The sequence below is a fragment of the Thermoactinomyces sp. DSM 45892 genome, assembly GCF_900107305.1.
Taxonomy (GTDB): Bacteria; Bacillota; Bacilli; order Thermoactinomycetales; family Thermoactinomycetaceae; genus Baia.
Genome location: NZ_FNPL01000002.1, coordinates 66,811 through 80,104, shown reverse-complemented (window position 1 = coordinate 80,104; position 13,294 = coordinate 66,811). Strand labels below are relative to the sequence as shown.

The following is a 13,294-nucleotide window of genomic DNA, read 5'->3' as shown; positions in this document are numbered from 1 at the left end:
TGATTTATAAACTCCAATTTCAGCCAATAAAGAACAAAAAAACTCCCTTCTAATAGCAGTTCGTGCGTTCAACTAACTATCCGAGAGGAGCTTATTATTCATGGAACAAATACTTCTAGATGTTTTGGTAAGATCTCAAATCGACCTGCCAATTCACCAGTAGCCCACTCTCCATCTAGATTTAAATTGAGGGGTTCTGGTGTTTTGATATTAAGACTCTTTGTTTGAAAATAGATGACCCGTGAGTCATGTACATGCTGTCCACGATACGCTAGAGCAGCTAAATGTAAAAGATCTGGAATTTTCGTTTTCGGCACAATAATCACATCAAGTAATCCATCATGCAACGTTGCTGAGGGTGCGATTTTTTGAAATCCACCTACGGAGACACTATTCGCGATTAGGAAGAGCAGGACTTCAATTTCCCACTCTCCCTCTGGTGTCTCGATATGGATCGGGAAAGGCTCACTTAACGTGCCTAATTTCTCCATCGCCTTCGCATAGTAAGCAAGCGGTCCCAATACGGTTTTTAGTTTACTAGGTGCCTCATAAGTAACCTCTGCAATCCGTCCCGCAGCTGCAACGTTTATAAAATAACGTTCTCCATACTTTCCTACATCAATTCGCTTGGTCTTGCCTTCTTTTACTACATTGCTCGCCGCCAAGATATCACGCGGTAGCTCAAGGGCTCTAGCAAGGTCGTTTACAGTTCCCGCAGGTAGAATCGCAAGCTTAGGCGGATTCGGATGTCTTGCTAATCCGTTTACTACTTCATGAAGGGTTCCATCCCCACCCGCAGAGACCACTAGATCAAATCCGCTTTCGGCTGCAGCTTGTGCTTCTTCCGCTGCACTCCATCGATATTTGGTTGCAAAACAGGATGTCTCATAACCTGCGTCTTCCAACCGATTGAGAATCTTGGCAAGATTTCTCTCGACCAATTCCCGTCCTGCTGTTGGATTATAGATAAGGCGAGCACGTGGCATAAAAAGCCCACCCTTTCCTCGATAAACTATCTATCTCTATTTTTTCATTTGGTACACATTGGAGACCGCAAGATCAATTCCCTTTGGCCCGTTTTTCACTTGAATTTTAGCCGAAGCTACTTTTCCTTCATCCGATATGATTCCAATTAAGCTACCATCCGGTTGGTATTTGGTTTCAATCGATTTTCCATCTAAATAAATCGTACTCGGACCACTAAAGTTTTTCCCAGTAATGTGGATGGTCTTCTCCTGACCAGATGAATGCAAGGTAACATTTTCAATCGTCATATCTCCGTAGCCGAAGATAAGCTTCTTACTTGCAATCTGATCTTTCAATTTACCATAACCATACTGCTCACCAAACATAATATCATACTGCATCATCTGATAGTCTGCTAAATCCTCCGACTTGATCTTCATCTGCGAATAATACTCTTGCGGTGGGATCATAGGATATTTCTTCGAAAGATTGTATAGATAGTTGGTATAATACGTTCCTTCTTTCTGCGCTAAGTTTAGCACATACGGACCAATAAAATTGGAACTCATATCTAATTTATCTTGATGCTCAGGTAGATAGTTATTCCATACCATCAAAGGAGTACGGTACATCTTATTAAGGAAATCTAACTCCTTAACAGTCCCTTTTGACTTATCTCCGTAGTCAGTACTTGCAGATGGAAGGAAATCAGGTCCACTATCTTTGCCAATATACTTAGCATCTTTGTATGCAGAATAATTTCTTCCTAGAGGAGGCAAGTGATCACCGAAGAACACCACAATCGTTGGTTCCTTGCTCTTCTCATAATGGTGTACCAACTTCTTCAGCATCTCGTCAGCATCGGCAACACCCGTAGCGTAATTTTCTAGCATATCTTTCGTTTCTGCAGACATCTGACCTTCTACTTTAACTGTCTTCTCTTTATATTTGTTAATATACGATCCATGATTTTCCATCGTATTAGCAAAGATAAAGTCAGAACCAGAACTCTTCTCTGTTGTCTCAATAATTTTATTTGCTACTTCATCATCCGCAATGTAAGGACCCTTTTTCTTATCTTCGAAAAACTCCCCACTGATAAAACGGGAGAATCCAAAGTTTTGATATACTTTGTTAGCCTGATAAAAGCGACTGTGAGTAGGAGAAATAGCCGTCGTGTTATATCCTTGTCTTCCTAAGATGCTGGCTAGAGAATCAACTCCATGGTTTACATACTGATTATACGGAATAGCTCCCTGTGGAAGAAAGCGCACCGTATTCCCTGTTAAAACCTCAAACTCCACATTCGCTGTCCATCCACCGTAAGCCGGGCTTAACATCTCACCACTTGAATACTTTTTCTGTAGCGAGTGATAGAAGCTAAGTGGGTCTTTACTTAGTTTAACATCTTTCATCTTCGTCATATCCCAGAGCGACTCACTCAGGATTACAATCACATTCGGATTTACTTTAGAATTTACTTTGTCATTTTTCGAGTTACTTTCGACTAATGATTTAATTTTTTCTTCACTATATCCCTTTGGCTTGTCCACAAATGCCTGATCCACATTTAAAATTGTAGATAGTAAAAAGCCATTTTTCTTATAGTTTAAGTCTTGAATCGTTCTTGAATACTCAATACCAAATCTCTTCTTAATCGCAATCGGCTTATCCGTAAAGATTACACCTAATAAAACGACAGATAGCAAGAGAAAAAGACCTCTCTCTGTCCAGTTAAACTTCTTTTGAACATGTGGTAGCTTCTTGAAAAGCAAAATGCCTACTATCACAAAAACAAGGATCGCAATCACCATTTTAATCGGAACCTCTTGCAGATATCCTGAAAGATCCATTGCTTCATCTGTCATGGTAACATCCCAAGGCATCAACGGTACTTCAATAAGTTTCCATTTCATTCCACTAATAAACGCGATAAGCACTAAAAACGTACTTATCGTCCAGTAGGCAATCTGTGCCCGTCCGGTCAAGGCAATAAACAAGGAGAGAATTCCATAGACAATCGCATACGTAAGCACAAATGCAGGTATAAAGGACTCCTCTTTGAAAATCCATTTCGTTAAGTCTTGAACTTTTCCTCGGTTTAATAACTCTATCATGAATACAAGTATGAGAGTTAAAATCCACAGAGCGTATCGAGACTTAATATAATTTAAGATACGTTCTCTTTTCTGTTTCATATATCGTATTGTCTCCTACATCTACATAATTATTTTATATTATAACCTAAAATATTGTATCATGAATGCGATTATGGATACGTTCCAACTTTATCCACATTTAGTCTTTCTGTACAAGGACTCAACCTACTTAAAGAGCTTCCACTAAGAAACATGAATGCTCTTTGCTCAACTTATAATAACCTACTGGATTAACAGGGGTTCCATTTTTACGTACCTCGAAGTGCAAATGAGGACCTGTCGATCCACCAGAACTCCCCACACCTGCTATGTTTTGCCCCGCCGTCACCGTTTGCCCCACATGAACATAAATCTGATTCGAATACATATGTGCATACCACGTTTCTAATCCATTACCATGGTTAATAATAATGAGATTACCATACCCCCTAGACGGACCTGCTTTGGTCACAACTCCATTCATCGCCGCGTAGATCGGAGCTCCTACAGGGCGCGGGAAATCAATTCCATTATGTTGCTTAACCTTACCGGCAATCGGGTGTTTCCTAGGGCCAAAACCAGAACTAATTGCATTTCCTTGTATGGGACGGTTAAACAGTCCGCTTCCCGAGAGAAAAGGGTAACATACTTACCATCTCAAGGGTTGCAGAACCCTTTCGTTTGGATTGACTCCAGCAAACGACTTTGTGAACCCATCTCATGATGACTGGCCCCCATCTGTAAATCGCGTTGACTATTTGGTCATTTTTAATCCTCGATTATATCTATGATTCATGGTAGTTCCTCTCTATAACGATCGTTAACTTAATTGATTTATAACCGTTTAATCAATGATCCGTGACTGTGCTTTATAGGAATATTCAATAGGAGCGATTGAAAGGAACAGGATCTTTCCTTTAATCTTGGCCGTTACTTCCATATAAGACCGTTTTACCCCTTGTTTATCTTTCTTCTCCCCTTTTTCTATTTTCTTCACTTGATACGATGCAAGCTTCACATTATCGGTTTGAGGGAATGATTTTTCCCCACGTTTTTCTGCTTTCTTAGCATCTCCATCATCTGCCGCTATCCGAATTAGGAATTTCTCTGCACCTAAGCTATATTGATTAGATGAACTTCCAGTGGCTATGTCTTTCGCCAAAACTATGTAAGGTGAAAATATGACACAGGCGAACATAATCAATAAACTTATTGCAAAATGCCTTCGATGATTCCAACTTATCATCTGCATATCCTCGCTGTCTTTATAAATTCAATATGGAAATTCAAACTCAAAATTTACTTCCCATATCTCCCTTTCATCTCCTTCTCCTTCTGTTCTGCTGATTTGTCAAGCTCAGCGAAATTTCGATCGATTTCCTGATCTATCTCAGACCATTTTTTGTTTTTATAGTCCGCTAAAGCTAGATATCTCTTTAAAAGTATTTGACCTAAATCCAAGCGAGAGTTCTCGGATATCTTTCCTTTTTCCTTTAAGTATTCTATAGCCATTTTCATATTTTCCTCCTCGGTTTGCATTATCTTCCCAAAACCACTTGAAACTGAAAATAACAATTTTTCACTTTCACCCTTCCTACTAAGCCGTTGAGAATGCAGACTAAGCGAAGCTTTTGTTCCCCAACTCTTCCATTTCCAGTACATATCTCGGTTCTTCTTATCAAAGTACTCCCGGAGATCTTTCTCGGACTGAACAGTACTGTACTCTCCTCCACCTGCTGCAGCTACTTTCTTCAAAGCTTGTTGTCCAGCATTATCTACATCAAAGCCAATAATATTGACAATTGCTTTTGCCCCAGACTGGTTCATTTCTTTTGCTGCTTGTACAGGATCCCCACCACACGTTTCGATGCCATCGCTTACTACATATACAATATTCTCGGTATCTGTTCCTTTTTCTTCTAAGTCTTTCTTAGCTTGTTCTAAAGCTAAGCCAATCGGTGTCCAGCCGGTCGGATTAAACTGATTAAGGGACTGGCCAAATTTTTGTGAATCATATGGTATTAATGGATATACCTCCTCTATACTTCTACAGGAAACATCCTTATCCTTATCTGCATTACTCCCTTTATTTCCATAGACTCGTAGCGAGACATTTACTCCTTTGGGTAGTGAAGAAGAGAAGCGATTCACTGCTGCCTTGGCTAGGTCCATCTTGGTACGTCCACCTACTTTACCCGCCATACTTCCACTAGCATCTAGGAGAATATAGGCATTAACGGGCTTCTGTTTTTCATTAGGTATATCGGTAGTCTGATTCTCTGGATCTGCTACATCAATATGTAAAGTCGTATTGAAATTGTCAATCTCTTTCAGTACTGGTTGATAATCCTCAGCTAATAAATCGATAATAGCTCTTTGTGCATCTTTAACAGATATGTTATTTGGCAGTTTGTCCAAGTCTGCTTTTACCTTGGTTTCGTCATACTTTGCCCCTGCATATTTACCAGGTCTCTCTTTGAGGTAGCCATCTAAATCAGTAGCAAGTTCTTTTGTGGTAGACTGTGTATCATTTTCCTGCTTACTCTCCTTAGATGGTGTTTCTGTGAATGAACAAGCAGACAGAATTAGTAGAGATATACTTACGCAAACAAACACGGATTTTTTGGACACTATCTTCACATCCTATCGATTAAAGGTTCGAATACTATAAAGCGCTTCTTATCTCCTCTCACGATTAGACAAGAAGCGTATTTTACATATAACCCAAAAAATGCATCTGAATTACCATCCTGAAATCACTACTAGTCGAACATTCCTATTTAAATAAGTTCAACACTTTCTCTTTAAAAGCATTCTTGATATTCGTAGCTGCACCCGCATCAGTGAATACCCATCCTAATAACCCTGCGAAAACAGCACCGATCCCTATTATAATCACATATTCCATCGTAGGTGATCCTTTTTTACGCCTAAGTGCGGACTCCACTCTAACCTTCAAAACTTCATACATCGCACTCAACTTTAATAATAAGATTAATAGTAGACAATGATAAACAAAACATAATAAGACTAATTGTATAAAATATTGTTTTACATTGTAAATATAAGTAATTAAAAACCATTAATTTTATTTCACCTTTCTAATTGACAATGATTATCATTAACTATTACAATGGCGATATAAATGAGACTAATTATCATTGTCATATATATGGGGGATTCATTATGAAGAAGGTAACTAAGTTAATCGGGGTTTCATTCCTTTGCCTCGGGATTATGACAGCTTGTCAGTCGAAGGCTCCAGAAGCATCTGCTCCTAAATCGTCATCCTCTCAGGTAACGGTTACGGATGCGGCGAATCGGACGCTCTCTTTTAAACAGCAACCTAAGAAGGTGGCATCGCTTAGTTCAGGTGATATGGATATTATTCATGCTTTAGGCGGAGAGATTGTGGGGCGCCCTACGACCAAGGCTCCTGTCTCCAGTCCAGAGCTACAAAAAGCAACGGAAATCGGAAACCCGCACAGTCCTAGTTTTGAAAAGATAGCGGCCGTTAAACCGGACGTATTAATTGCAAATAGTGGTTTTGAAAGACATATTCCGACCTTAGAAAAACAAGGAATCCAAGTTTATATTGCAAAAAGTAGTTCTGTGGAAGGCATACATAAGTCGATCGAGGACTATGGAGTTCTCTTAGGTAAACAAGATGAAGCGAAAAAATGGACCACGCAAATAGCGGATAAGTTACAAGCTCTCCAAAAAGAACAACCTGCTAAAAAAGCAAAAGCACTACTTGTATACGGAGCACCGGGCTCCTATATGGTTGCATTGCCATCCTCCCTATCTGGCGATCTCTTATCGAAAGTAGGGGGAGAAAATATCGCCTCAGCGTTCCCTGTTTCCAAAGAAATGCCAGGATATGCGCAACTAAGCACAGAGAGAATCGTGCAAAGCAATCCAGATGTTGTGTATCTGATTACTCACGAAGACCCAACATCCGTCCAGAAAGCATTTGAAGCAGAGATGAAGAAAAACTCTGCATGGAATAACTTGTCTGCAGTGAAAAATGGAAAAATCGTCGTTCTGCCATCCCATCTATTCGGCTCAAATCCTGGCACCAAAATACTTGAAAGCTTAGATTTCCTAAAGGATAGCCTAGCGAAAGTGACTTCATCGTAATGGAGGATTTATCTGTACAGAAAAATATGGGGGGCACTCATCCCTTTTCTAGGAAGAGATTCATAGTGTTGATCTTGTTGGTTTTAGGACTACTCGGGGCCGTATGTTATGCGATATTTGCAGGCCCTGTCTCCTTCACATCAACAGAATTAGTAGATGGTGTCCTCTATCAACAAGATAATATGGCGAAGCGAATTGTATGGGATTTGCGCCTTCCGCGCATTCTCATCGGCTTAATTGTCGGAGCATGCTTGGCATTATCTGGCTCCATTTTACAGGGTGTGATGCGTAATCCGCTCTCTGACCCTGGAATTATCGGTGTTTCTTCAGGGGCGGGTGTCGTTGCAACTGTAATGTTAATCATATTCCCAGCTACGGCGGCAACCTTCCTGCCGATTGGTGCTTTTGTGGGCGCTTTTGGCACAACCCTATTAATCTATTTTCTATCATGGAACCAAGGGGCATCGTCTCATCGCATTATTTTAGTAGGCGTTGCGATTAATGCGTTAATAGGGGCGATTCTATCTTCGTTAATGTTGTTATTTAGTGATCGAGTTCAGTCTGTACTCCCGTGGCTTTCGGGGGGAATGGGCGGAGTGGGTTGGAGTCAGTTTCAGATGGTGGTCGGATATGCTTTCATCGCGATCCTTCTTAGCTTCTTTGCCGCACAACATCTACGCGTTCTCAGCTTAGGGGATGAAGTAGCTAAGTTGCTGGGGCACCGTGTGGAAAGAAGCCGTTTCTTCTTGATTCTACTTAGTAGTTTACTAGCGGCAATCGCAGTGAGTGTATCGGGCTTAATTGGCTTTGTAGGTCTAGTCGTCCCTCATATTTTGCGAATGATTATAGGTAACGATGCACGATATTTACTACCAGCATCTGCACTGGGCGGAGCTTTATTGGTAACGCTAGCAGATGCATTTGCGAGAACTTGGTTTGATCCAATCGAACTTCCTGTGGGGGTGTTCCTCTCCTTCTTAGGAGGACCGTTTTTCCTATTCATTCTACTAAAGGGGATGCGAAGAAATGCTACTAGCTAAAGAGATTTCCTATCAACACTCTCAGCGATTTCAACTACAAGTTCCTCATCTTCAGCTTAAACAAGGAGAGATCTTAAGTATCATTGGTCCCAATGGATCCGGGAAATCAACTCTACTTCGTTTGCTAGGGAGATTGTGGAACCCTACATCAGGACAAATTTTGTTAGATGGAGTCCCCTTGTCGCAGTGGGATGGATGTGAGATTGCGAAACGCTTAGCGATGTTGCCTCAAGTTCATGATCACTCGATCGAATGGACAGTGCGTGAGCTTGTGGAGTTTGGTCGACATCCCCATAAGACGTGGTACAAACGTTTATCACCTGAAGATGAGAGAATGGTTAATTGGGCACTTGAAGTAACGAAGATGGACACCTTTCAAGATCGCCCACTTCCTGCTCTTTCTGGGGGAGAGAGACAACGAGCTTGGATTGCGATGACGCTAGCCCAGAGTTCAAGTATCCTACTTCTCGATGAGCCGACTACGTATTTAGATATTTCCCATCAATTAGAAGTGATGGAACTCGTGAAGAGACTGAATCAGGAATTAGGTCTAACAGTTGTGATGGTGCTACATGATATCAATCAAGCAACTTTATATAGTGATCGCCTAGTAGTGATGAAGAATGGTCAGGTTCATCTAGATGGAAGTCCAGAAGAGGTAATTCAGCCTAGTATGTTTCACGATGTGTTTGGAATTGAAGTATCGATTCAACACTCTGATAAACCAACTTTCATCCCAATGAGAACTTGCTATGACCAAAGGAGGAAATAAGATATGACTGCAACCGAAAGTAAGAAAGAAAAAGTGAGAATTCCAGATGAGATGGTACGGAATTTTGTAGCGTCTGCACATATAGATTTTGATACAATCAAAGAGATGTTAGAGCAAGAGCCCGGCTTACTCTATGCCGCATGGAACTGGGGAAATGAGGACTGGGAAACTGCCTTAGGGGCCGCAAGTCATGTAGGAAGAAAGGATATTGCTCTATACTTAATTGAAAAAGGGGCACGCATGGATATCTTTACAGCTGCCATGTTAGGTAAGTTAGATATTGTGAAGACAATGCTCGATTCTTTTCCCAAAATGATCCACGCGAAAGGACCTCACGGGATCCCGCTGATCGTTCATGCTCAGATGGGCGGGGAAGATGCAAAAGGCGTGTTTGATTACTTGATTAGTCTAGAGCAAGTACGCTCAAATTAGGAGGAGATTCATATGTTTATCGTTACCAATACTATTCGGGTAAAGTCTGGCCATGGTCATGAATTAGAAGAACGATTCCGTAATCCGAAATCAGTTCACGAGTTTCCAGGATTTGTTAGAATGCAACTATTAAAGACGCAAGATACAACAGAGTATGAGGAGTATGTAGTGAGTACCACTTGGGAAGGAAAAGAATTCTTTGATAAGTGGGTAGAGAGTGACTCCTTTAAAGGCGCTCATGCTAAGAGAAGAGAGTCTAACGAGCCTTCCAACATCTTAGGTAACACGCTTCATACATATGAAGTGGTAGTTGAACATTTACCAGCATAGTACGAAAGGAACAGACCCCCTAGCCTTTATGGTTTAGGGGGTTTCGACAATCCATCCTTTACTCCGCGCAGTCATGATCGCTTCTAATCGATTGCTCGTACTCATCTTACTGTTTACTTCTGATAGATAGTTACGGATCGTGCCCGCTGAAAGGAAAAGTTGACCTGCTATTTCATTTGTTGTAAGCCCTTTTTCTGCTAGTAAGAGAATCTCCTGCTCTCTTGGAGTTAAGGGGTTTTTTTCTTCCCATACGATCTCCACTAATTCGGGTGAGATCTCCCGTTTTCCTTTCATGATGTTTCGTAATGACTCAGTCAATTCGTCACTAGACCGATCTTTTAATAAATATCCTTGAACACCTGTTGCCACAGCCCGTTGAAAGTAGCCCGGACGAGCAAAGGTGGTTAAAACTACAACCCGACATGGATGTTGCATCTCTTTTAGCTGTTCTGCCACTTCCAAACCACTCATAATCGGCATCTCAATATCTACGATGCAAAGGTCAGGTTGATGTTGATGAATGAGTTCTAGAGCTTCCCGCCCATTCTCCGCTTGTCCCACAACGGTAATATCTTCTTCCAAGTCCAATAAAGCCCCTAACGCACTACGCAACATTCCTTGATCTTCTGCGATCACCACTCGAATCATCGCTCTCCTACTTTCTCTTTATGTTTGATCACTTTTGGAATTTGGACGGTAATCATCGTTCCTTTGTTATTAGAATGGATTAGTAAAGTCCCATCCACTAAAGATAATCTCTGACGCATCCCGATCAGCCCGTGGCTCTCCGCTTTCTGTTTTTCTGAGGAAAACCCAATCCCATTGTCCTTTACACGCAGAAAGAAATAACCTTCTTCTTCTCCCGAATGCAGGTGACAAGTTGTCGCTTTACTATGTTTCACAACATTCGTAATCAGTTCACGCAAGCACATCGCAAAAATATTTTCTACAAATGGAGTAAGGGTCACTCCCCCGTCTTGTGAGGTAAATTGAATCTCGGCCGCACCTAAGATTTGACGTGAGCGGTTCACTTCATCGTTCCACTTTGCAAAGTTTAAGTCCGAAACCAACTCTCGCACCTGTTTTAAAGCACTGCGAGCCGTTGTCTGAATATCCCTCGCTTCTTGCTCAGCTCTAGAGGGGTCTTTACGAATTAATTTTTCTGCCAATTGTCCTTTTAATGTAATGAGTGAAAGTGTATGTCCAAGCGTATCATGTAAATCTCTTGCAATTCGTTGCCTCTCTTCATTCTTACCCATCTCAACAATTTGCTCTTGCGCAAGTAAAAGTTGACTTTGAATCGCATCCCGTCTCCCTTGAATCCGTCCCACAAAAGGGAGAGCAAAGAGCAATATGAGATACGGAAAGGCAAGGGAAATGACTTTACCTATCTCATCTACATCATAAAAAGAGAAGAAAGTGATGATAATCAAGGTAAGCAAGATGACATATCCGATTAAAAATTTTCTGCGATTTGATAGAAAGCCAACGGAGGCAGCTGGATAAGAAAAGATCGTTATGGCTTGGAAGGAGAGGAAGGAACAAATAACAAACGCAATCCCCAGTTGAACAATGACATAAATGAGCCTCCCCGATCGAATATACAGAAGAAAAACGAGAACCAAAGCTAAAATGAGAAAGGAACCCAGAAAAGCGTGAGTAGTCTGGGTCCAAAAATGATACAAGGGGTAGAACATAAAAATAAGCCAAATATAGATAAAAGGTGATCTCTTTCTATCCATCAAACTACTTCTTTCTTCTTTAAGATAAAAGATGCAAGTCCCGTGAACAAGAGGGCGTATATAGCTAGGATTCCCAGATTACCCCAATCGATTGGTTGGTTCCCCAGAATACTCCGTGACCCGCTTGCCATTAGATACGAAGGAGTCAATTCCCCTATTTTACGCATCCATTCTGGGAACAACTCAATCGGATAGAAAATTCCTCCTATGAAAGAAAGTCCCAACGTAACAATCTGATTCACGATTTGTGCAGTTTCTACTTTATTCAGCGTTCCGAGCAATGCGCCTATCGCTAGAAAGGGTACGCTTCCGAGCAAGAGCCAAAAACCAGCTCCCATCCATTGTCCAGCGGTTAATTCCACACTGTTAGCAAAGTGTCCCACTAAAAACATCACGATAATCTGACCTAGATTCACGAGTAGCTGTACACTAATTTTTGCTACAAAATAGGAACTAGGAGGTAGCGGTGTTATTTTGAGCTGATGTGACCAACCCTGTGTACGCTCCTGAACCAATCGCAAAGATAGATTAAAGATAGAGGAGATCATCAGCCCGTATGCGGTCATCGAAATCAAGAAATAAGCCTTCCATTCAACTCCTCCCATTTTCTCTGCTCCATTTTGCGACATAATAAAGTAAAAAATAATAGGCATTAACAGAGTAAAAAAGATCGATCTTTTATTACGAAAAGTCCGCAGTAATTCAACTTTAGACTGTGCTAGATAAGCTCGCATCATCTGACTCTCCCTCCTTCATCAAATTCGAAAATGCTTCATCCAGATCACCTTTATGAATATCAAAATCTCTCACAGCTAGATTTTGTCTCACTAGATGAATCAAAATAGCATCTGTATCATCACCATAAATCTTTATATGATCCCCATCCCTCTCTACCTCAGTCACTCCAGGAATCGTTTGGAATACATCAAGCTCAAGAGAAGCATCAGCGGATACGGATACATACTTCACCGTCAATCGATTTTTAATCTCTTCTGGTGTCCCATCTGCAACAATTTTCCCATGGTTCATCATGATAATTCGGTCAGATAACCGATCTGCTTCCTCCAGATAGTGTGTGGTGAGGATAATGGTTTTCCCAGCATCTTTTAATGAACGAATCGTCTCCCAAAACGCAGTTCTTGATGTAACGTCCATTCCCACTGTTGGTTCATCGAGAAAAAGAACAGAGGGATCCCCAGCCATCGCTAGCGCAAAGCCCAATCGTCTCTTTTGTCCTCCAGAAAGACTGGTCGCCATGATCCCAGCATCTTTCTCCAAACCTGATAACGTTAGTAAATTCTCATATGGGAGTGATTTGTCATAATAACTACGGAACAAATGAATAAGTTCTGATACCTTCACTGCATCCATTACACTTACTTCCTGTAGCATAGCTCCGATTTCTTCTTTTACTTTTCTATCCGACGGGGAACTCCCTAAGATTTCAACTGATCCAGATGTAGGTTTTTTTAGTCCTAGCATCATGGAAATAATCGTTGTCTTCCCTGCTCCATTAGGCCCAAGAATCGAGACAATCTCTCCTTTTCCAATGGTAAAGCTAATATGATCAACTGCTTTTTTTGCAGAATATTGCTTGGTTACTTCGGATAATTGGATAGCTGTTTCCATATTTTTCACCTTCACTTTCTACAACTGTCAAGCTCATAATCTATCTTAAAGGTTTCCCCTACTTATCATTAGTAATGAGTATCATACATTTAATATTACATTTGT

General features: G+C 41.0%; 15 protein-coding genes. 5 read left to right on the top strand and 10 right to left on the bottom strand.

From position 1 onward, the window contains the following. Positions 1–98: 98 nt before the first annotated feature. From BLU58_RS02060 to BLU58_RS02035, 6 genes are all read right to left on the bottom strand, one after another. The gene (locus tag BLU58_RS02060; RefSeq protein ID WP_093290577.1) at positions 99–986 is read right to left on the bottom strand and encodes a YegS/Rv2252/BmrU family lipid kinase; all 888 of its coding nucleotides are present in this window, start codon (positions 984–986) and stop codon (positions 99–101) included. A gap of 36 nt (positions 987–1,022) precedes the next feature. After that, entirely contained in the window at positions 1,023–3,164 is a 2,142-nt protein-coding gene (locus tag BLU58_RS02055; protein WP_093290576.1) for an LTA synthase family protein, read from the bottom strand. 130 nt (positions 3,165–3,294) lie between these two features. Further along, positions 3,295–3,630 carry a M23 family metallopeptidase gene (locus tag BLU58_RS02050; RefSeq protein ID WP_255404563.1) on the bottom strand — a complete coding sequence of 112 codons (336 nt, stop codon included), beginning with the start codon at positions 3,628–3,630 and terminating at the stop codon, positions 3,295–3,297. Positions 3,631–3,948: 318 nt separating this feature from the next. Next, positions 3,949–4,350 carry a hypothetical protein gene (locus BLU58_RS02045; protein ID WP_093290574.1) on the bottom strand — a complete coding sequence of 134 codons (402 nt, stop codon included), beginning with the start codon at positions 4,348–4,350 and terminating at the stop codon, positions 3,949–3,951. Positions 4,351–4,403: 53 nt separating this feature from the next. Beyond that, positions 4,404–5,735 (bottom strand): vWA domain-containing protein, encoded by a 1,332-nt coding sequence (locus BLU58_RS02040; RefSeq protein WP_093290573.1) that lies wholly within the window; start codon positions 5,733–5,735, stop codon positions 4,404–4,406. Positions 5,736–5,880: 145 nt separating this feature from the next. Further along, a complete protein-coding gene (locus BLU58_RS02035) occupies positions 5,881–6,075 on the bottom strand; it encodes a hypothetical protein (protein ID WP_093290572.1) in 195 nt (64 codons plus the stop codon). Positions 6,076–6,290: 215 nt separating this feature from the next. Between BLU58_RS02035 and BLU58_RS02030 the strand changes: the two genes are divergently transcribed. Genes BLU58_RS02030 through BLU58_RS02010 form a run of 5 tightly spaced genes read left to right on the top strand, consistent with a single transcriptional unit; the run spans position 6,291 to position 9,818 of the window. Beyond that, the gene (locus BLU58_RS02030; protein WP_093290571.1) at positions 6,291–7,244 is read left to right on the top strand and encodes an ABC transporter substrate-binding protein; all 954 of its coding nucleotides are present in this window, start codon (positions 6,291–6,293) and stop codon (positions 7,242–7,244) included. Positions 7,245–7,270: 26 nt separating this feature from the next. Continuing rightward, positions 7,271–8,284, top strand: coding sequence for a FecCD family ABC transporter permease (locus BLU58_RS02025; protein ID WP_143123674.1), 1,014 nt, complete (start codon positions 7,271–7,273; stop codon positions 8,282–8,284). After that, complete coding sequence (locus tag BLU58_RS02020; RefSeq protein ID WP_093290569.1) at positions 8,271–9,056, top strand: ABC transporter ATP-binding protein; 786 nt, start codon at positions 8,271–8,273, stop codon at positions 9,054–9,056. The genes BLU58_RS02025 and BLU58_RS02020 overlap by 14 nt, the downstream gene beginning before the upstream one ends. 3 nt (positions 9,057–9,059) lie before the next feature. Beyond that, complete coding sequence (locus tag BLU58_RS02015) at positions 9,060–9,488, top strand: ankyrin repeat domain-containing protein (RefSeq protein WP_093290568.1); 429 nt, start codon at positions 9,060–9,062, stop codon at positions 9,486–9,488. 12 nt (positions 9,489–9,500) lie between these two features. Further along, a complete protein-coding gene (locus BLU58_RS02010) occupies positions 9,501–9,818 on the top strand; it encodes an antibiotic biosynthesis monooxygenase (protein ID WP_093290567.1) in 318 nt (105 codons plus the stop codon). Positions 9,819–9,851: 33 nt separating this feature from the next. On the opposite strand, the gene BLU58_RS02005 is transcribed toward BLU58_RS02010, so the two are convergent. Genes BLU58_RS02005 through BLU58_RS01990 form a run of 4 tightly spaced genes read right to left on the bottom strand, consistent with a single transcriptional unit; the run spans position 9,852 to position 13,189 of the window. Continuing rightward, positions 9,852–10,466, bottom strand: a complete 615-nt coding sequence (locus BLU58_RS02005) for a response regulator transcription factor (RefSeq protein WP_093290566.1) — start codon at positions 10,464–10,466, stop codon at positions 9,852–9,854. Then, positions 10,463–11,560, bottom strand: coding sequence for a sensor histidine kinase (locus tag BLU58_RS02000; RefSeq protein ID WP_093290565.1), 1,098 nt, complete (start codon positions 11,558–11,560; stop codon positions 10,463–10,465). Before BLU58_RS02000 ends, BLU58_RS02005 begins: the two co-directional genes overlap by 4 nt. Continuing rightward, the gene (locus BLU58_RS01995) at positions 11,560–12,297 is read right to left on the bottom strand and encodes an ABC transporter permease (RefSeq protein WP_093290564.1); all 738 of its coding nucleotides are present in this window, start codon (positions 12,295–12,297) and stop codon (positions 11,560–11,562) included. Before BLU58_RS01995 ends, BLU58_RS02000 begins: the two co-directional genes overlap by 1 nt. After that, positions 12,269–13,189: an ABC transporter ATP-binding protein gene (locus BLU58_RS01990; protein ID WP_093290563.1), complete on the bottom strand. Its 921-nt coding sequence runs from the start codon at positions 13,187–13,189 to the stop codon at positions 12,269–12,271. The genes BLU58_RS01995 and BLU58_RS01990 overlap by 29 nt, the downstream gene beginning before the upstream one ends. Positions 13,190–13,294: the final 105 nt, after the last annotated feature.

Bases quoted from the DNA above. Each gene is read 5' to 3' on its own strand.
- BLU58_RS02060 (WP_093290577.1), bottom strand. From the start codon at position 986: ATGCCACGTGCTCGCCTTATCTATAATCCAACAGCAGGACGGGAATTG.
- BLU58_RS02055 (WP_093290576.1), bottom strand. From the start codon at position 3,164: ATGAAACAGAAAAGAGAACGTATCTTAAATTATATTAAGTCTCGATAC.
- BLU58_RS02045 (WP_093290574.1), bottom strand. From the start codon at position 4,350: ATGATAAGTTGGAATCATCGAAGGCATTTTGCAATAAGTTTATTGATT.
- BLU58_RS02035 (WP_093290572.1), bottom strand. From the start codon at position 6,075: ATGTATGAAGTTTTGAAGGTTAGAGTGGAGTCCGCACTTAGGCGTAAA.
- BLU58_RS02030 (WP_093290571.1), top strand. From the start codon at position 6,291: ATGAAGAAGGTAACTAAGTTAATCGGGGTTTCATTCCTTTGCCTCGGG.
- BLU58_RS02025 (WP_143123674.1), top strand. From the start codon at position 7,271: ATGGGGGGCACTCATCCCTTTTCTAGGAAGAGATTCATAGTGTTGATC.
- BLU58_RS02020 (WP_093290569.1), top strand. From the start codon at position 8,271: ATGCTACTAGCTAAAGAGATTTCCTATCAACACTCTCAGCGATTTCAA.
- BLU58_RS02015 (WP_093290568.1), top strand. From the start codon at position 9,060: ATGACTGCAACCGAAAGTAAGAAAGAAAAAGTGAGAATTCCAGATGAG.
- BLU58_RS02010 (WP_093290567.1), top strand. From the start codon at position 9,501: ATGTTTATCGTTACCAATACTATTCGGGTAAAGTCTGGCCATGGTCAT.
- BLU58_RS02005 (WP_093290566.1), bottom strand. From the start codon at position 10,466: ATGATTCGAGTGGTGATCGCAGAAGATCAAGGAATGTTGCGTAGTGCG.
- BLU58_RS02000 (WP_093290565.1), bottom strand. From the start codon at position 11,560: ATGGATAGAAAGAGATCACCTTTTATCTATATTTGGCTTATTTTTATG.
- BLU58_RS01995 (WP_093290564.1), bottom strand. From the start codon at position 12,297: ATGATGCGAGCTTATCTAGCACAGTCTAAAGTTGAATTACTGCGGACT.
- BLU58_RS01990 (WP_093290563.1), bottom strand. From the start codon at position 13,189: ATGGAAACAGCTATCCAATTATCCGAAGTAACCAAGCAATATTCTGCA.